The sequence below is a fragment of the Streptomyces sp. NPDC086023 genome, assembly GCF_044540325.1.
In the GTDB taxonomy this organism is placed as follows: domain Bacteria; phylum Actinomycetota; class Actinomycetes; order Streptomycetales; family Streptomycetaceae; genus Streptomyces.
On the sequence record NZ_JBITRX010000016.1, the window covers coordinates 55,278 to 74,143 of the forward strand.

At 69.2% G+C, this 18,866-nt stretch carries 11 protein-coding genes; 9 read left to right on the forward strand and 2 right to left on the reverse strand.

Features of this window, described 5'->3' with window-relative positions; translation table 11 throughout:
• Nucleotides 1–10: 10 nt before the first annotated feature.
• Entirely contained in the window at nt 11–1,540 is a 1,530-nt protein-coding gene (locus ACIF6F_RS27770; protein WP_399952290.1) for a helix-turn-helix domain-containing protein, read from the reverse strand.
• Nucleotides 1,541–2,071: 531 nt separating this feature from the next.
• Between ACIF6F_RS27770 and acnA the strand changes: the two genes are divergently transcribed.
• The 4 genes from acnA to ACIF6F_RS27790 all read left to right on the forward strand — a co-directional run bounded on the left by acnA (nt 2,072) and on the right by ACIF6F_RS27790 (nt 8,512).
• The gene (acnA, locus tag ACIF6F_RS27775) at nt 2,072–4,786 is read left to right on the forward strand and encodes an aconitate hydratase AcnA (protein ID WP_399952294.1); all 2,715 of its coding nucleotides are present in this window, start codon (nt 2,072–2,074) and stop codon (nt 4,784–4,786) included.
• 352 nt (nt 4,787–5,138) lie between these two features.
• On the forward strand, nt 5,139–6,590 hold the full coding sequence (ngcE, locus tag ACIF6F_RS27780; RefSeq protein WP_399952297.1) for an N-acetylglucosamine/diacetylchitobiose ABC transporter substrate-binding protein: 1,452 nt from the start codon (nt 5,139–5,141) through the stop codon (nt 6,588–6,590).
• Nucleotides 6,591–6,617: 27 nt separating this feature from the next.
• The gene (locus tag ACIF6F_RS27785) at nt 6,618–7,562 is read left to right on the forward strand and encodes a carbohydrate ABC transporter permease (RefSeq protein ID WP_399952300.1); all 945 of its coding nucleotides are present in this window, start codon (nt 6,618–6,620) and stop codon (nt 7,560–7,562) included.
• Between the two features lie 14 nt (nt 7,563–7,576).
• A complete protein-coding gene (locus ACIF6F_RS27790) occupies nt 7,577–8,512 on the forward strand; it encodes a carbohydrate ABC transporter permease (protein WP_399952303.1) in 936 nt (311 codons plus the stop codon).
• A 72-nt stretch (nt 8,513–8,584) separates the two neighbouring features.
• On the opposite strand, the gene mgtA is transcribed toward ACIF6F_RS27790, so the two are convergent.
• Complete coding sequence (mgtA, locus tag ACIF6F_RS27795) at nt 8,585–11,329, reverse strand: magnesium-translocating P-type ATPase (protein WP_399952306.1); 2,745 nt, start codon at nt 11,327–11,329, stop codon at nt 8,585–8,587.
• Between the two features lie 630 nt (nt 11,330–11,959).
• On the opposite strand from mgtA, the gene ACIF6F_RS27800 reads away from it, so the two are divergent.
• The 5 genes from ACIF6F_RS27800 (at nt 11,960) to dxs (ending at nt 18,755) form a co-directional block, all read left to right on the forward strand.
• A complete protein-coding gene (locus ACIF6F_RS27800) occupies nt 11,960–13,192 on the forward strand; it encodes an ROK family transcriptional regulator (RefSeq protein ID WP_399952309.1) in 1,233 nt (410 codons plus the stop codon).
• Between the two features lie 118 nt (nt 13,193–13,310).
• On the forward strand, nt 13,311–14,429 hold the full coding sequence (locus ACIF6F_RS27805) for a substrate-binding domain-containing protein (RefSeq protein ID WP_399952313.1): 1,119 nt from the start codon (nt 13,311–13,313) through the stop codon (nt 14,427–14,429).
• A gap of 196 nt (nt 14,430–14,625) precedes the next feature.
• Nucleotides 14,626–15,414, forward strand: a complete 789-nt coding sequence (locus ACIF6F_RS27810; protein WP_399952316.1) for an ATP-binding cassette domain-containing protein — start codon at nt 14,626–14,628, stop codon at nt 15,412–15,414.
• Nucleotides 15,411–16,709 carry a sugar ABC transporter permease gene (locus tag ACIF6F_RS27815; protein WP_399952319.1) on the forward strand — a complete coding sequence of 433 codons (1,299 nt, stop codon included), beginning with the start codon at nt 15,411–15,413 and terminating at the stop codon, nt 16,707–16,709. The genes ACIF6F_RS27810 and ACIF6F_RS27815 overlap by 4 nt, the downstream gene beginning before the upstream one ends.
• Before the next feature lie 132 nt (nt 16,710–16,841).
• Entirely contained in the window at nt 16,842–18,755 is a 1,914-nt protein-coding gene (gene dxs / locus ACIF6F_RS27820; RefSeq protein ID WP_399952322.1) for a 1-deoxy-D-xylulose-5-phosphate synthase, read from the forward strand.
• Nucleotides 18,756–18,866 lie beyond the last annotated feature (111 nt).

The window sequence follows — 18,866 nt, forward strand, 5'->3', positions numbered from 1 at the left end:
CCGGGATATTCTAGATGTCCCGGAAGATTTCGATCTGGGCGCCCACCGAGTTGAGGCGTTCGGCGAGTTCCTCGTATCCGCGGTTGATGACGTAGACGTTGCGGAGGACCGAGGTGCCTTCGGCGGCCATCATCGCCAGGAGGACGACCACCGCCGGGCGGAGGGCCGGCGGGCACATCATCTCCGCCGCGCGCCAGCGGGTCGGGCCCTCCACCAGGACCCGGTGCGGGTCGAGGAGCTGGAGGCGGCCGCCGAGGCGGTTGAGGTCCGTGAGGTAGATCGCCCGGTTGTCGTACACCCAGTCGTGGATCAGGGTCTGGCCCTGGGCCACCGCCGCGATCGCCGCGAAGAACGGGACGTTGTCGATGTTCAGGCCGGGGAACGGCATCGGGTGGATCTTGTCGATGGGGGCCTCCAGCTTCGACGGGCGGACCGTGAGGTCCACCAGCCGGGTGCGGCCGTTGTCCGCCACGTACTCCGACGAGCGGTCGTGGTCCAGGCCCATCTCCTCCAGGACCGCCAGCTCGATCTCCATGAACTCGATCGGGACCCGCCGGATGGTCAGTTCGGATTCCGTGACCACCGCGGCGGCCAGCAGGCTCATCGCCTCGACCGGGTCCTCGGAGGGGGAGTAGTCGACGTCGACGTCGATGTTCGGCACGCCGTGCACGGTCAGCGTGGTGGTGCCGATGCCCTCGACCCGGACGCCCAGGGCCTCCAGGAAGAAGCACAGGTCCTGGACCATGTAGTTGGAGGAGGCGTTGCGGATGACGGTCACGCCGTCGTGGCGGGCCGCGGCCAGCAGCGCGTTCTCGGTGACGGTGTCCCCGCGCTCGGTCAGCACGATGGGCCGTTCGGGGGAGACCCCGGCCTCGACCTCGGCGTGGTAGATGCCCTCGGTGGCGGTGATGTCCAGACCGAACCGGCGGAGCGCGATCATGTGCGGCTCGATGGTCCGCGTGCCGAGGTCGCAGCCGCCGGCGTAGGGCAGCCGGAAGCGGTCCATGCGGTGGAGCAGCGGGCCCAGGAACATGATGATGCTGCGGGTTCGGACGGCCGCCTCGGCGTCGATGGCGTCCATGTCGAGCTCGGCCGGCGGTACGAGTTCCAGGTCCACGCCGTCGTTGATCCAGCGGGACCGTACGCCGATGGAGTTGAGCACCTCCAGGAGGCGGTAGACCTCCTCGATGCGGGCGACCCGGCGGAGCACCGTGCGGCCCTTGTTGAGGAGGGAGGCGCACAGCAGCGCGACGCAGGCGTTCTTGCTGGTCTTGACGTCGATGGCGCCGGACAGGCGGCGGCGGCCGACCACGCGCAGGTGCATCGGGCCGGCGTAGCCCAGGGAGACGATCTCGCTGTCGAGTGCTTCACCGATTCGGGCGATCATCTCAAGGCTGATGTTCTGGTTGCCGCGTTCGATGCGGTTCACGGCGCTCTGGCTGGTGCCCAGTGCGTCGGCGAGCTGACTCTGCGTCCAGCCCCGGTGCTGCCGGGCGTCACGGATGAGCTTGCCGATGCGTACGAGGTAGTCGTCTGCCATGGGTGCACCGTATCTCAGATATGAGATCTTGCCTCCCGGGGGTGCCCCATTCGTGTGTCCGGTATGGCTGTTATGGGGTAATCGGGTCAATTGGCCCTACGGCATGGCGCTGTTGTGGCGGTGTGGTGAGTGCCACTGGTGGGGGGAGGGGTGCGGGGGGCTCGTGCGGGGGAGGGGTGTGGGGGCGTGCGGGGCGGCCGGCCGGGTGTCGCGCCGCCGCCCCGTCTGAATGCCCCTCAGGCGGGGCGGTCGTCCGCCACGCCCCCTCGCCCGGGGTCCCGCCCCCGTCGTCGCGGCAGTGCGCGTGCCGCCGATGTCACACGTCACGCGGCAATGTCACCCACGCCCGTGCATGACCAGGACGCCCTCATGCACTAGAGTTATCTCGACATCGAGATATCTGCCGAAGGCGTCCCGCAGCCGCACCGCAGGTAAGGGTTACCTAACTTAGCCCTACCTTAGCGGACTGGCCAGAGTGCCACGCGGCAGGATGCGGTAGAACGCGCGAATTCATGCATGAAGGAGACTGTCGTGTCGGCGAACAGCTTCGACGCCCGCAGCACGCTGCAGGTGGGCGACGAGTCGTACGAGATCTTCCGGCTGGACAAGGTTGAGGGCTCGGCCCGCCTTCCCTACAGCCTGAAGGTGCTGCTGGAGAACCTGCTCCGCACCGAGGACGGCGCCAACATCACCGCCGACCACATCCGGGCGCTCGGCGGCTGGGACTCCCAGGCCCAGCCCAGCCAGGAGATCCAGTTCACGCCGGCCCGCGTGATCATGCAGGACTTCACCGGCGTGCCCTGCGTCGTCGACCTCGCCACCATGCGTGAGGCCGTCGCCGCGCTCGGCGGCGACCCGGCGAAGATCAACCCGCTCTCCCCGGCCGAGATGGTCATCGACCACTCCGTCATCGCCGACAAGTTCGGCACCAACGACGCCTTCGCGCAGAACGTCGAGCTGGAGTACGGCCGCAACAAGGAGCGCTACCAGTTCCTGCGCTGGGGCCAGACCGCGTTCGACGACTTCAAGGTCGTCCCGCCGGGCACCGGCATCGTCCACCAGGTGAACATCGAGCACCTGGCCCGCACGGTCATGGTCCGCAACGGCCAGGCGTACCCCGACACCCTCGTCGGCACCGACTCCCACACCACCATGGTCAACGGCCTCGGTGTGCTCGGCTGGGGCGTCGGCGGCATCGAGGCCGAGGCCGCCATGCTCGGCCAGCCGGTCTCCATGCTGATCCCGCGCGTCGTCGGCTTCAAGCTGACCGGCGAGCTGCCCACCGGCACCACCGCCACCGACCTGGTGCTCACGATCACCGAGATGCTGCGCAAGCACGGCGTCGTCGGCAAGTTCGTCGAGTTCTACGGCGAGGGCGTCGCCGCCACCTCGCTCGCGAACCGCGCCACCATCGGCAACATGTCGCCGGAGTTCGGCTCCACCGCCGCGGTCTTCCCGATCGACGGCGAGACCCTGAACTACCTGCGCCTGACCGGCCGCTCCGAGCAGCAGGTCGCGCTCGTCGAGGCGTACGCCAAGGAGCAGGGCCTCTGGCTCGACCCGGCCGCCGAGCCCGACTTCTCCGAGAAGCTGGAGCTCGACCTCTCCACCGTCGTCCCGTCGATCGCCGGCCCGAAGCGCCCGCAGGACCGCATCGTCCTCGCGAACGCCGCCGCGCAGTTCGCCCAGGACGTCCGCAACTACGTGTCGACCGCCGACGAGGCGGGCGAGGAGTCCTTCCCGGCGTCCGACGCCCCGGCCGTCAGCAACGGCGTCCCGTCGAACCCGGTCGAGGTGACCGCCCCCGACGGCACCACCTACACGATCGACCACGGCGCCGTCACCGTCGCCGCGATCACCTCCTGCACCAACACCTCGAACCCGTACGTCATGGTCGCCGCCGCCCTCGTGGCGAAGAAGGCCGTGGAGAAGGGCCTGACCCGCAAGCCGTGGGTCAAGACCACCCTCGCCCCGGGCTCGAAGGTCGTCACCGACTACTTCGACAAGGCCGGTCTGACCCCGTACCTCGACAAGGTCGGCTTCAACCTCGTCGGCTACGGCTGCACCACCTGCATCGGCAACTCCGGCCCGCTGCCGGAGGAGGTCTCCAAGGCCGTCAACGAGCACGACCTCGCGGTCACCTCGGTCCTCTCCGGCAACCGCAACTTCGAGGGCCGGATCAACCCCGACGTCAAGATGAACTACCTGGCCTCCCCGCCGCTGGTCGTCGCGTACGCCCTCGCGGGTTCCATGAAGGTGGACATCACCAAGGACGCGCTCGGCGTCGACACCGAGGGCAACCCGGTCTTCCTCAAGGACATCTGGCCGTCGGAGGCCGAGGTCAACGACGTCGTCGCCAACGCCATCGGCGAGGACATGTTCTCCAAGTCCTACCAGGACGTCTTCGCCGGCGACGCCCAGTGGCAGGCGCTGTCGATCCCGACCGGCAACACCTTCGAGTGGGACCCGCAGTCCACCTACGTGCGCAAGCCCCCGTACTTCGAGGGCATGACCATGGAGACCACCCCGGTCACCGACATCACCGGCGCCCGCGTGCTGGCCAAGCTGGGCGACTCGGTCACCACCGACCACATCTCCCCGGCCGGTGCGATCAAGGCCGACACCCCGGCCGGCAAGTACCTCACCGAGCACGGCGTCGAGCGCCGCGACTTCAACTCGTACGGTTCCCGCCGCGGCAACCACGAGGTCATGATCCGCGGTACGTTCGCCAACATCCGCCTGCGCAACCAGATCGCGCCGGGCACCGAGGGCGGCTTCACCCGCGACTTCACCGTCGAGGGCGCCCCGGTCTCCTTCATCTACGACGCGTCGCAGAACTACCAGGCCGCCGGCATCCCGCTGGTCATCCTGGGCGGCAAGGAGTACGGCTCCGGCTCGTCCCGCGACTGGGCCGCCAAGGGCACCGCGCTCCTCGGCGTCAAGGCCGTCATCACCGAGTCGTACGAGCGCATCCACCGCTCGAACCTCATCGGCATGGGCGTCCTGCCCCTGCAGTTCCCGGCCGGCCAGTCGGCCGACTCGCTCGGCCTGACCGGCGAGGAGACCTTCTCCATCGCGGGCATCACGGAGCTGAACGAGGGCACCACCCCCAGCACGGTGAAGGTCACCACCGACACCGGCGTCGAGTTCGACGCGGTCGTGCGCATCGACACCCCCGGCGAGGCGGACTACTACCGCAACGGCGGCATCATGCAGTACGTGCTGCGCAACCTCATCCGCGGCTGAGGCCGGCGGCTGAAACCAGCCGACACGCCGGGTGGCGTCGTCGATTGAGGCATAAGGGTGCCTGACGGCACCAAAGGGCCGTATCCCCGTTAAGGGGGTACGGCCCTTCCGCTTTTCTGGGAAAGCATGCCGTGTGACGGAGAGGTCTCAACTCGGAAAAGCCCGGAGTCATCCTTGTGCTCGATCTTGCTCCGCCGAGCGGAAGTGGACTATACCTGTGCCCGTCCGGCCCACCGCGGCACGAGCGGCCCCGGACCGGGGGACGGCGGGCGACCTGCGGTGATGCCCGAATTCGCAACTGCCTGGTTTTTTCGGCGTCCTTCACACATCTGACGAAGGCGAGGACTTGAGCATGGGATCCACCTCCGCCCACGGCGAGCGCAGCACCGGTGAGGGGCTGGGCCGCCGCGATCTGATCAAGCGGTCCGCGGCGCTCGGCCTGATCACCGTGCCGACGATGAGCTTCCTGTCCGCGTGCGCCTCCGGCGGCGGCGAGGAGCCCAGCGGCGGCAACAGCGGCACCAAGGCCACCAAGGAGAACCCCTTCGGCGTGGCCAAGGGCAGCAAGCTCGACGTCGTCGTCTTCAAGGGCGGCTACGGCGACGACTACGCCAAGGCCTGGGAGGCCGCGTTCGACAAGAAGTGGGGCACCAAGAGCTCCCACCTCGGCACCCAGGAGATCACCGGCAAGCTCCAGCCCCGCTTCAACGGCGGCAACCCCCCGGACGTCATCGACGACTCCGGCGCCCAGCAGATCAAGCTGGACGTGCTCTTCAAGGGCGGGCAGCTGGCCGACCTCACGCCGGTCCTGGACGCCCCGTCCCTGGACGACCCCAACAAGAAGGTCCGGGACATGCTCATCCCCGGCACCATCGAACAGGGCACCCAGGGCGGCAAGTTCGTCGCCGTGAACTACGTCTACACCGTCTGGGGCCTGTGGTACTCGGGCAAGCTCTTCAAGGAGAAGGGCTGGAACCCGCCCAAGACCTGGGACGAGTTCCTCGACGTCTGTGCCAAGGCCAAGGCCGCGGGCCTCGGCGGACTCGCCCACCAGGGCAAGTACCCGTACTACATCAACGTCGCCATCATGGACCTGATCGCCAAGAAGGGCGGTCTGGAGGCCATGAAGGCCATCGACAACCTCGAGGCCAACGCCTTCGAGAACAACCCGGTCGCGCTGGAGGCCGTCGAGGCCGTATACGAGGTCGTCGAGAAGGGCCTGCTGATGCCGGGCACCAACGGCCTCACCCACACCGAGAGCCAGACCCGGTGGAACCAGTACAAGGCCGCCTTCATCACCAGCGGCTCCTGGCTGGAGAACGAGCAGCTCAAGCAGACCCCGGCCGACTTCGACATGCGCTTCCTCCCGATGCCGGTCCTCCCGGGCAGCAAGCTGCCCTTCGAAGCCATCCGCGCCGGTGCCGGCGAGCCGTTCATCGTCCCCGAGAAGGCCGCGAACAAGCCCGGCGGCCTGGAGTTCATCCGCTCGATGCTGTCCCGCGAGTGGTCCACCCTCTTCGCCCAGCAGGCCAACTCGCTCACCATCGTCAAGGACGGCGTGGACCCGAACGTGCAGCTGCGCCCGGGCACCAAGTCGGCCGTGGAGGCCCTCAAGGCCGCCGGCGACAACACCTTCAACTACCGCTACCCGGACTGGTACAGCCAGATGGACCTGGACATCCAGAACGCGTCCAACGAGCTGATGGCCAAGCGCATCCAGCCCAAGGAGTGGATCAAGCGGGCCCAGGCCGCGGTCGACAAGGCGGCCAAGGACCCCAACGCCAAGAACAACCACCGCGACTGACCGGGCGGGACGGACGGGACGGACACCATGAGCAACGTAGCCAAGAGCAGGGGGCGGGGCGGCTTCATCGCCGGATTCCTCGTCGTGCCGCTCGCGCTGTACCTGATCTTCGTCATCTGGCCGTACGTGCAGACGTTCGGCTACTCCTTCACCAACTGGACGGGCCAGTCACCGACGTTCGACATCGTCGGCTTCGACAACTACGCCGACCTGCTGAAGGACGAGGTCTTCCGCGGCGCACTCTGGCACAACCTGCTGCTCCTGGTGTTCGTCCCGGTGGTCACCATCCTGCTGGCCCTGTTCTTCGCCTTCATGCTCAACGCCGGCGGCCGCAGCGGCGCCGGCGGCGTGCAGGGCGTGGCCGGCTCCCGGTTCTACAAGATCGTCTACTTCTTCCCGCAGGTCCTCTCCCTCGCCATCCTCGCGGTGCTCTTCGGAGCGGTCTACCGCAGCGACGAGGGCGGCCTGCTCAACGGCGTGCTGACCCGCATCGGCCTGGTCGACCCGCAGACCCCCATCGAATGGCTGAACGAGCCCGACCTCGTCCTGTGGTGCCTGCTGCTGGTCGTCGTCTGGCATGGCGTCGGCTTCTACCTGGTCCTGTTCTCCGCGGCCATGCAGTCCGTCCCCAAGGACATCTACGAGGCGGCGCTGCTCGACGGCGCCGGCCGCGCCCAGACCTTCTTCAAGGTCACCCTGCCCCTGCTGTGGGACTCGGTGCAGACCTCCGCCGTCTACCTCGGCATCGCGGCCATGGACATGTTCGTCCTGGTGTCCACCATGACCCAGGGGCAGTTCGGCGGCGGGCCCGACCACCACAGCGAGGTCATGGCCACCGTCCTGATGCGCAACTTCCTCTTCTTCGGCAAGAGCGGCTACGCCTGCGCCATGGGCGTCGTCATGCTCGTCCTCACCATGATCCTTTCCGTCATCACGCTGCGCGCCACCCGCCGCGAGCGCATCGAGTTCTGAGCGGAAGTGCCACGATGACCACCGAATCCACAGTGATCAAGGCCCCCGGGGAGGCGGCCGCCGACCGGGCCGGGGGATCGGGACGCACCGGGGAGCGCGAACGCCGCGGCGCCGACGGCACCGTCCTCAACGTCTTCTCGCACGGCTTCCTGGCCGTCTGGGCCATACTGATCGTCCTGCCGCTGATCTGGCTGGCCCTGGGCTCCTTCAAGACCGACGCCCAGATCGGCGGCTCGGCCCTGAGCTGGCCCTCCAACTGGCACCTCGACGCCTTCGGACGCGCCTGGGACAAGGGCATCGGCGACTACTTCGCCAACACCTTCATCGTCCTGGTCTTCTCCGTGCCGCTCACCATGCTCTTCGGGTCGATGGCGGCGTACGTGCTGGCCCGCTACCCCTTCAAGGGGAACCGGTTCGTCTACTACTTCTTCGTCAGCGGGGCGATGTTCCCCGTCTTCCTCGCCCTCGTGCCGCTCTTCTTCATGGTCAAGCGGTTCGAGATGCTCAACACGTACCACGGGCTGATCCTCGTGTACGTGGCGTACTCGATGCCGTTCACCGTCTTCTTCATGCACAGCTTCTTCCGCACCCTGCCGACCGCCGTGCACGAGGCGGCGGTCATCGACGGGGCCTCGCACACCCGGATCTTCTTCCAGGTGATGCTGCCGATGGCCAAGCCCGGCCTGATCAGCGTCGGCATCTTCAACATGCTGGGCCAGTGGAACCAGTACATCCTGCCCTCGGTGCTGATGCAGCCGCAGAGCAGCTCCGACCCCGAGCGCTACCTGCTCACCCAGGGCCTGATCCAGCTCCAGCAGCAGCAGGGCTACGAGACCGACCTGCCGGTGCTCTTCGCGGGCGTGACCATCGCGATGATCCCGATGCTGGTGGTGTACCTCTCCTTCCAGCGGCAGATCCAGGCCGGCCTGACCTCGGCCACGCTCAAGTAGCCCGGCCGGCACCGACGGGGAGGGCGGGGCCGCCCCGAGACGGCCCCGCCCTCCTCCACGTCCGGGCCCGGCCTACAGCCAGGTGCCGAAGCGGCGGACGTACCAGGTCTTCACCAGCTGCGTGAGGGTGCAGTACGCCAGCAGCACGCCCACCAGCCACGGGAAGTAGGACATCGGGACGGGTACGAAGCCCAGCGCGGACGCCAGCGGCGAGAACGGCAGGAACAGGCCCGTCAGCACCGCCAGGACGGTCGCCACCATCACCGGCCACGAGGCCCGCGACTGCACGAACGGGATCTTCCGGGTCCGGATCATGTGGACGACCAGGGTCTGCGAGAGCAGGCCCTCGATGAACCAGCCGGACTGGAAGAGCGCCTGGTGCGCCTCGCTGTTCGCACCGAACACGTTCCACATGATCACGAACATCGCGATGTCGAAGACCGAGCTGATCGGCCCGATCACGACCATGAAGCGGCCGATGCCCCGGGCGTCCCAGTTCCGCGGCCTGCGCAGGTACTCCTCGTCCATCCGGTCCCAGGGCGTGGCCAGCTGGGCGATGTCGTACACCAGGTTCTGCACCAGCAGCATGATCGCCAGCATCGGCTGGAACGGGATGAACGCGCTCGCCACCAGCACCGAGAAGACGTTGCCGAAGTTCGACGACGCGGTCATCTTGATGTACTTGATCGTGTTGCCGAAGGTGGTGCGGCCCTGCACCACGCCCTGCTCCAGGACGGTCAGGTCCTTCTCCAGCAGGATGATGTCCGCGGACTCCTTGGCGATGTCGACGGCGGTGTCGACGGAGATGCCGACGTCGGCGTCGCGCAGCGCGGCCGCGTCGTTGATCCCGTCGCCCAGGAAGCCGACCGTGTGGCCGTCGGCCTGCAGGGCCCGGACGACCCGTGCCTTCTGCACCGGGTTCACCTTGGCGAACACGGTGGTACGGGCGGCCAGTTCGCACAGCTGCGCGTCGTCGACGGCGTCGATCTCGGTGCCGGGCACCACGTGCCCGACGTCGAGGCCGACGTCGGCGCAGACCCGGGCGGCCACCAGCTCGTTGTCGCCGGTGATCACCTTGACGGCGATGCCCTTGTCGGCCATGCCGCGCAGGGCCGCGGCCGCGTCCGCCTTCGGCGGGTCGAGGAAGGCGAGGAAGCCGACCAGCGTGAGGCCGTCCTCGTCCGCGACGGTGTAGCTGTCGCGGGGCGTGTCGATCGTGCGCGTGGCGACGGCGAGGACGCGCATGCCCTGCCGGTTCTGGTCCTGGGCGGTGGCGGCGGCGCCGGCGCGCAGGGCCTCGGTGAGCTCGATGCGCTCGCCGCGGTCCGTCAGGTGGGTGCAGAGGCCGAGGACCTCCTCGACGGCCCCTTTGGTGATCATGACGTGTTCGGCGCGGCCCTCGCCGACCAGGCTGTTGCGGTTGAGGACCACGGACATCCGGCGGCGGGCGAAGTCGAAGGGGATCTCGTCGACCATCGAGAACCGTGCGTCGACGACAACCTCCTCGGCCTCGTTGACGCGGTCGATGACCGCCCGGTCCATCAGGTTGCGCAGGCCGGTCTGGAAGTGCGCGTTGAGGTAGCCGTACTCCAGGACCTCGGTGTCCTCGCGGCCGTGCACGTCGAGGTGGCGGTCGAGGACGATGCGGTCCTCGGTGAGGGTGCCGGTCTTGTCGGTGCACAGCACGTCCATCGCGCCCAGGTTCTGGATCGCGTTGAGCCGCTTGACGACGACCTTCTTCCGCGACATGGCGACCGCGCCGCGGGCGAGGTTGGCGGAGACCACCATCGGCAGCATCTCGGGGGTCAGTCCGACCGCCACGGCGACGGCGAAGAGGAAGGCCTCGTCCCAGTCGCCCTTGGTGATGCCGTTGACCGCGAAGACCACCGGGACCATGACCAGCATGAAGCGGATCAGCAGGAAGCTGACCTTGCGCACGCCGTTGTCGAAGTTGGTCTGCGGGCGCTCGCCGACCAGCGAGCCGGCCATGGAGCCGAAGTAGGTGCCGGCGCCGGTGGCCACGACCACGCCCGTGGCCGTGCCGGAGGTGACCGACGTGCCCATCAGGGCGAGGTTGCCCGCCTCGACGGGGTCGGTGGTGTCTCCTCCTCGCTCCGCGGGGGGTGCCCCCGGCCGGCCGAGGTCCTCCGTACGGCTGTCGGCCTTGGCCACCGGGAGGGACTCGCCGGAGAGCGCGGCCTGGGAGACCATCAGGTCCTTGGCGGTGATCAGCCGCAGGTCGGCGGGGACGAGGTCGCCGGCCGCGAGCCGCACCACGTCGCCGGGGACGACCTGGTCCATCGGGATCTCCACCGGCGTGCCGGCCGCGGCGGCGCCGGCCCGGCGCTGCACGGCGCAGGTGGTGGTGACCAGCTGCTTCAGTGCGTCGGCGGCCCGGCCGGAGCGGTACTCCTGCCAGAACCGGAGCAGTCCGCTGATGCCGACCATCACGGAGAGGATGACGACGCCGGGATCGGCGGGGTCCTGCCAGTACATGATCCCGGCGAGGAAGACCAGGACGAGGATGAAGGGGTTCCAGTAGGCCTTGGCCAGCTGGACGCACCAGTGCGGGGCGTGCTCGCGGGCGACGACGTTCGGGCCGTGCCGCTCCAGGCGGTGCTGGGCCTCCCGCCGGCTGAGGCCGTCGCGGGTGGCGCCGAGCTCCTGGAGCACCTGGGCGGCGGGGCGGGCGCTCAGTTCGGCGAGCCGCTGGCCGGTCCGGCGGGTGCCGGCCTCCAGCTCGGCCGCCTTCCGCTCGCGGCGGGTGCGGCCCGGGGGTGCGAGCTTCTGCGGGGTGCGCGGGGTGATCATGGTCATGTGAAGGCCTCCCTCCGCGTTTCCGGGCAGCGCGGAGCCGCTCGGTGACGCGGAGTGGTCATGGACGCGCAGGGGTGTCCCCGGCGGGCCGGGGCCCGCACGTCGGCATGGGTGTGTCGCAGCCCCTCGGGCCGCCGCGCGGGGCGTCAGGGCATGCGGAAGGAAACGGCGGAACCGGTGGGAGGGGTCAGACCCCGTGGCACGGGAGGAACCCGTGGGACCGGTGCGACCGGGAAGGGGGACGCCGGCGGGTCAGCCGGCGAGAGCGCGGCAGGAACTTCGGTCGGGACTCATCCCGAACACCTCCTCGCCTCGCGCTGTCGGACAATGGGGGTCGATCCGGCCGGACGGCCGCAGAGGATCAACGCCTCAGCGAGGCTAACACGTGTCCCAGAAGGTGCGCTCTGGGCCTTTTGGCCCTTTCCTCGGTCATAGGGACGAGTTCGCCGAAGGGTCCCGTGCGGGTGAGGGCCGTCTTGGGCTCTTGACGTAAGGAATCCCAAGGGCTCGACTTAGGTGTTCACAAGTTGAAAGAGCCGAGGGTCCGGGTTATGCGGTTTTTGTGACTTCCGGGGCCTCGGCCGGGGGGCGATGGCAGTGCCGTCGCTGAAGGGCAGGAGTGGATCAGTCGTGGAGACTCCGGGTTCGCAGTCGTCACTGCACCGGGCGAATCTCGAGCGGGTCGTACGCGCGGTACGGCTGGCCGGTTCGCTCACCCAGGCGGAGATCGCCCGTACCACCGGACTGTCGGCGGCCACGGTCTCCAACATCGTCCGGGAACTGAAGGACGGCGGCACGGTCGAGGTCACGCCGACCTCGGCGGGCGGCCGCCGGGCCCGCGCCGTCTCGCTCAGCGGCGACGCCGGGATCGTCATCGGCGTCGACTTCGGCCACACGCACCTGCGCGTGGCGGTGGGCAACCTGGCCCACCAGGTCGTCGCGGAGGAGTCCGAGCCGCTGGACGTCGACGCCTCCTCCAAGGAGGGCTTCGACCGGGCGGAAGCGCTGGTCGGGAGGCTGATCCAGACCGTCGGGGTGGGCCGGGACAAGGTGATCGGCGTGGGGCTCGGCGTCCCGGGCCCGATCGACGTGGAGTCCGGCACCCTGGGCTCCACCTCGATCCTGCCGGGCTGGACCGGCATCAACCCACGCCAGGAGCTCTCCGAGCGGCTGGGCGTGCCCGTGTACGTCGACAACGACGCGAACCTCGGCGCGCTGGGGGAGCTGGTCTGGGGCAGCGGCCGGGGCGTGAAGGACCTGGCCTACATCAAGGTGGCCAGCGGCGTCGGCGCCGGGCTCGTCATCAACGGCCAGATCTACCGCGGTCCGGGCGGCACGGCCGGGGAGATCGGGCACATCACGCTGGACGAGTCGGGGCCGGTCTGCCGGTGCGGCAACCGCGGCTGCCTGGAGACCTTCGCCGCCGCCCGGTACGTGCTGCCACTGCTCCAGCCCGGCCACGGACCGGACCTCACGATGGAGCGCGTCGTCCAGTTGGCCCAGGAGGGCGATCCGGGTTGCCGGCGGGTCATCGCGGACGTGGGCCGGCACATCGGCAGCGGCGTGGCGAACCTGTGCAACCTGCTCAACCCCAGCCGGGTGGTGCTGGGCGGCAGCCTCGCGGAGGCCGGTGAACTGGTCCTGGCGCCCATCAGGGAGTCGGTCTCCCGGTACGCGATCCCGAGTGCCGCGCGCCGGCTTTCCGTCCTTACGGGTGCCCTGGGCGGGCGCGCCGAGGTGCTGGGGGCCCTGGCCCTCGTACTCTCTGAGATGGGCGATTCCACACTATTGGAGAGCGGTTCGGCCACTTCGCCTGGGTCTGTCGGCTCGGAGAAGGACTCGGCTCTGTCTTCATCTAGATAACGGATGGCACCGTTGTCATCTCGTTAAGTCTTCACTCCTTGACGACAACCTTGCGGCCGAGTTGACTCACGTCACACCTCGGCCGCAACGTTGCGGCCTCGTCAGGGAGGTTCACAAGATGAACACGCGTATCCGTCGTGTTGCCGTAGTCGTCGCGGGCGCCGCGATGGCCGCTTCCCTCGCTGCCTGTGGCAGCGCCAAGGAGTCGGGCGGGGGCACCAGCGAGTCCTCGCCGGGCGCCGCCAAGGGCGACGCGATCAAGGTCGGTCTGCTCCTGCCGGAGAACCAGACCGCGCGTTACGAGAAGTTCGACAAGCCGCTCATCGAGCAAGAGGTCAAGAAGCTGACCGGCGGCAAGGGCGAGGTGATCTACGCCAACGCCAAGCAGGACGCGACCACGCAGAACCAGCAGGTCGACACCATGATCACCAACAAGGTGGACGTCCTGATCGTCGACGCCGTCGACGCCGCGTCGATCGCCAACTCCGTCAAGAAGGCCAAGGACGCCGGCATTCCCGTCGTCGCGTACGACCGGCTGGCCCAGGGCCCGATCGACGCGTACACCTCCTTCGACAACGAAGAGGTCGGCAAGGTCCAGGGCAAGGCTCTCCTGGAGGCCCTGGGCGGCAAGGCCAAGGCCGGTCAGATCGTGATGATGAACGGCGCCGTCACGGACCCGAACGCAGCTCTCTTCAAGAAGGGCGCGCACTCCGAGCTCGACGGCAAGGTGAACATCGGCAAGGAGTACGACACCAAGGAGTGGAAGCCGGAGAACGCCAACGCCAACATGGAGGCGGCCATCACGGCGCTCGGCAAGGACAAGATCGTCGGCGTCTACTCCGCGAACGACGGCATGGCCGGCGGCATCATCACCGCCCTGAAGTCCGCCGGTGTCAGCCCCCTGCCGCCGGTCACCGGCCAGGACGCCGAACTCGCCGGTGTGCAGCGCATCATCGCCGGTGAGCAGTACATGAGCGTCTACAAGCCGTACGCCCCCGAGGCCGAGGCCGCCGCCGCGATGGCCGTCGCGCTGGCCAAGGGAGAGAAGCTCGACGCGATCGCCAAGTCCAAGGTCGACAGCCCCACCACCAAGGGCATCTCCTCGGTCCTGATCCCGGTCGTCTCGCTCACCAAGGCCAACATCAAGGACACTGTGGTCAAGGACGGTGTCTACACCGTCGACGAGATCTGCGCCGGCCAGTACGCCGCCGCCTGCGCCTCGGCCGGGCTGAAGTAGCCCCAGCCCCCACCGTGGCCCCGCCCGGACGGACGGACTCCTTTCACGACCCGTCCGTCCAGGCCCCCGGATCCTGCCTGGCGCCCCGCCCCTCCTCACCCCGCCAACCGCGGCGGGGCGCCGGGCAGAAACGATTCCCTTCTTCCCTTCTCGCTCTTCTCTGTACGACATCCCCGCCGGTCAGGCGGCGAAGGAGATGGTTCATGTGTCCGCTGCGCCCGTGCTGGCGTTGCGAGGCGTCTCGAAGCGGTTCGGCGCCGTCCAGGCGCTCACCGACGTAGACCTCGAGATCCACGCCGGAGAGGTCGTCGCCCTCGTGGGCGACAACGGCGCCGGAAAGTCCACGCTGGTCAAGACGATCGCCGGAGTCCACCCCATCGATGACGGCGTCATCGAGTGGGAGGGCCGCTCCGTGCAGGTCACCAAGCCCCACGACGCCCAGAACCTCGGCATCGCGACGGTCTACCAGGACCTCGCGCTCTGCGACAACATCGACGTGGTCGGCAACCTCTTCCTCGGCCGCGAGCTGCGCCGTCGTGGAGTCCTCGACGAGGTGGAGATGGAGCGGCGCGCCCGCGAGCTCCTGACCACCCTGTCCATCCGCATCCCCAGCGTGCGGATCCCCATCGCCTCGCTCTCCGGCGGCCAGCGCCAGACCGTGGCGATCGCCCGCTCCATGCTGGGCGACCCCAAGCTCGTCATCCTCGACGAGCCCACCGCCGCCCTCGGCGTCGAGCAGACCGCCCAGGTGCTCGACCTGGTGGAGCGGCTCCGCGAGCGCGGCCACGCCGTCATCCTCATCAGCCACAACATGGCCGACGTCAAGGCGGTGGCCGACCGGGTCGCCGTGCTGCGCCTCGGCCGCAACAACGGTGTCTTCAAGGTCGCGGACACCTCGCAGGAAGAGATCATCTCCGCCATCACGGGAGCCACGGACAACGCCGTGACCCGCCGTGCGGCGCGCACCGGGGAGGCTCGCAAGTGAGCACCGAACACACGCCCGTCGACGCCGAGGTCCCCGGCCCCGCGACCCAGGCGGACGAGATCCCCCTCGCCGCGGTCCCCGCGGTGGACCCGCGCCTGCTGGTCCGCGAGCAGGGCCTCGCGGGCTACGTCGGAGAGTTCAAGCGCAAGATGCGCGCCGGTGACCTGGGCTCGCTGCCCGTGGTCGTCGGCCTGCTGATCATCTGCGCCATCTTCCAGAGCCTGAACTCCAACTTCCTCTCGGCCGAGAACCTGAGCAACATCGCGGTCACGATGGTCGCCACCGGCATGATCGCCGTCGGCATCATCTTCGTCCTGCTGCTCGGCGAGATCGACCTGTCCGTCGGCTCCGTCAGCGGTGTCTCCGGCGCCATCGTCGCCGTCCTCACCGTCACGCAGGGTGTCAACGAGTGGCTCGCGGTGCTCGTCGCCATCGCCGGCGGCGCCCTCATCGGCGCCATCCACGGGTTCTTCTTCGCCAAGATCGGCGCCCCGGCCTTCGCCGTCACCCTGTCCGGCCTGCTGTTCTGGTCCGGCTTCATGCTCCAGATCCTGGGCAGCAACGGCACGATCAACCTCGACTCCGAGGGCCTGGTCGGCAAGCTCACCACGTACTACTTCACCGACGTCGCGGCCGCCTACGGCCTGGCGCTGGTCGCGGTCGTGGCGTACTTCCTCGGCTCCTTCTTCGACGCCCGCCGCCGTGCGGCCGCCGGGGTGCCGTCCCGGCCCGTCGGTGAGATCGCACTGCGCACCGGCCTGCTGGCGGTCGTGGCCTTCGGCGCCGCGGCGGTCTTCAACCAGTACAAGGGCCTGCCGCTGGCGATGCTGCTCTTCCTGGTGGTCCTGGTCGGCACCGACTTCCTGCTGCGCCGCACCTCCTTCGGCCGCAAGGTCTTCGCCCTCGGCGGCAGCGTCGAGGCCTCCCGCCGCGCGGGCATCAACGTCACCGCGGTCCGGATCGCCGTGTTCTCCATCGCGGGCACCTTCGCGGCCGTCGGCGGCCTGTTCTGGGCCTCCAAGATCGCGGCGGCGAACCAGAGCGCCGGCGCCGGCGACCTGCTGATGAACGTGATCGCGGCGGCCGTGATCGGCGGCACCAGCCTCTTCGGCGGCCGCGGCCGCACCTGGAACGCCCTCCTCGGCGTCATGGTCATCACGTCCATCCAGTACGGTCTCGCCCTGGAGGGGATCGCCACCCCGATCCAGTACATGATCACCGGCGCGGTGCTGCTGGCCACCGTGGTGATCGACTCCGTCACCCGCAAGACCCAGAAGACGGCCGGACGCGCCTAGCGCGGCCGGAAAGGGCCGCTCCGGCGGCCCGGGGCACACCGTCGAGTGCCCGGTACCGCGGACGCGGTACCGGGCACTTCGGCGTGGAACATTAGACTCGACAGACCAGCAAGCAACTGCAAGGAGGCACGGGTGCTGCTGACCCGCATCACGGGACCGCGCGATCTGGACCGGCTCAGCCCGGAGCAGCTGGACCAGCTGGCCGCGGAGATCAGGTCCTTCCTGGTCGACGCGGTCTCCAAGACCGGCGGGCACCTGGGCCCCAACCTCGGCGTGGTCGAACTGACGATCGCGCTCCACCGCGTCTTCCACTCGCCGAAGGACAAGGTCCTCTGGGACACCGGCCACCAGAGCTACGTGCACAAGCTGCTCACCGGCCGCCAGGACTTCTCCCGGCTGAAGATGAAGGGCGGTCTGTCCGGCTACCCGGCCCAGGCCGAGTCCGAGCACGACGTCATCGAGAACTCGCACGCCTCCACCGTGCTGGGCTGGGCCGACGGCCTGGCCAAGGCCAACGAGGTGCTCGGCCGCGCCGACCACCACGTCGCCGCCGTGATCGGCGACGGCGCCCTCACGGGCGGCATGGCCTGGGAGGCGCTCAACAACATCGCCGACGCCAAGGACCGCCCGCTGGTCATCGTCGTCAACGACAACGAGCGCTCGTACGCGCCGACCATCGGCGGCCTGGCCAACCACCTGGCCACCCTGCGCACCACCGACGGGTACGAGCGGTTCCTGGCCCGCGGCAAGGACATCCTGGAGCGCACCCCGGTCGTCGGGAAGCCGCTGTACGAGACCCTGCACGGCGCCAAGAAGGGCCTGAAGGACTTCATCGCCCCCCAGGGCATGTTCGAGGACCTCGGCCTGAAGTACGTCGGCCCCATCGACGGCCACGACATCACGGCCCTGGAGTCCGCCCTCACCCGCGCCAAGCGCTTCGGCGGCCCGGTCATCGTCCACTGCCTCACCGAGAAGGGCCGCGGCTACCAGCCGGCCCTCCAGGACGAGGCGGACCGCTTCCACGCCGTCGGCAGGATCCACCCGGACACCGGCCTGCCGATCGCCTCCTCCGGCGCCGACTGGACCTCCGTCTTCGGCGAGGAGATGGTGGCCCTGGGCAAGGAGCGCGAGGACATCGTGGCCATCACGGCCGCGATGCTGCAGCCGGTCGGCCTCGACAAGTTCGCCAAGGCCTTCCCGGACCGCGTGTACGACGTCGGCATCGCCGAGCAGCACGGCGCGGTCTCCGCGGCCGGCCTCGCCACCGGCGGCGTGCACCCCGTCTTCGCCGTGTACGCGACCTTCCTCAACCGCGCCTTCGACCAGGTCCTGATGGACGTGGCCCTGCACAAGTGCGGCGTCACCTTCGTCCTGGACCGGGCCGGCGTCACCGGCACCGACGGCCCCTCCCACAACGGCATGTGGGACATGTCGATCCTCCAGGTGGTGCCGGGCCTGCGGCTCGCCGCCCCGCGCGACGCCGACCAGGTCCGCGCCCAGCTGCGCGAGGCCGTCGAGGTCAAGGACGCCCCCACGGTGGTCCGCTTCTCCAAGGGCGCCGTGGGCCCGGCCGTACCGGCCGTGGGCCGCGTCGGCGGCATGGACGTGCTCCGCGAGGCCGGCACCGACCGGCCCGACGTCCTGCTGGTCTCCGTGGGCGCGCTCGCCCCGATGTGCCTGGAGATCGCCGACCTGCTCGACCGGCAGGGCATCTCCACCACCGTCGTCGACCCGCGCTGGGTCAAGCCGGTCGACGAGGCCATGGCCCCGCTCGCCGAGCGCCACCGCGTGGTCGTCACCGTGGAGGACAACAGCCGGGTCGGCGGCGTGGGCTCCGCCATCGCCCAGGCCCTGCGCGACGCCGACGTGGACATGCCGCTGCGCGACTTCGGCATCCCGCCGCGGTTCCTCGACCACGCCTCCCGCGCCGAAGTCATGGCCGAGATCGGGCTGACCGCGCCCGACATCGCCCGCCAGGTCACCGGCCTGGTGGCCAAGCTCGACGGCCGCTTCGACAGCGAGGCCGTGGAGGCCGCCGCCGACTGACGCGGCGCCGCGCCCCGGCGCCGGGGCGTGCGTACGCCTCCGGCACTCCGGACGGCGGGTCCTGACGGGATCCCGCCTTGAGCATCAGGGCCGGTCGGGTCACCCTTAATG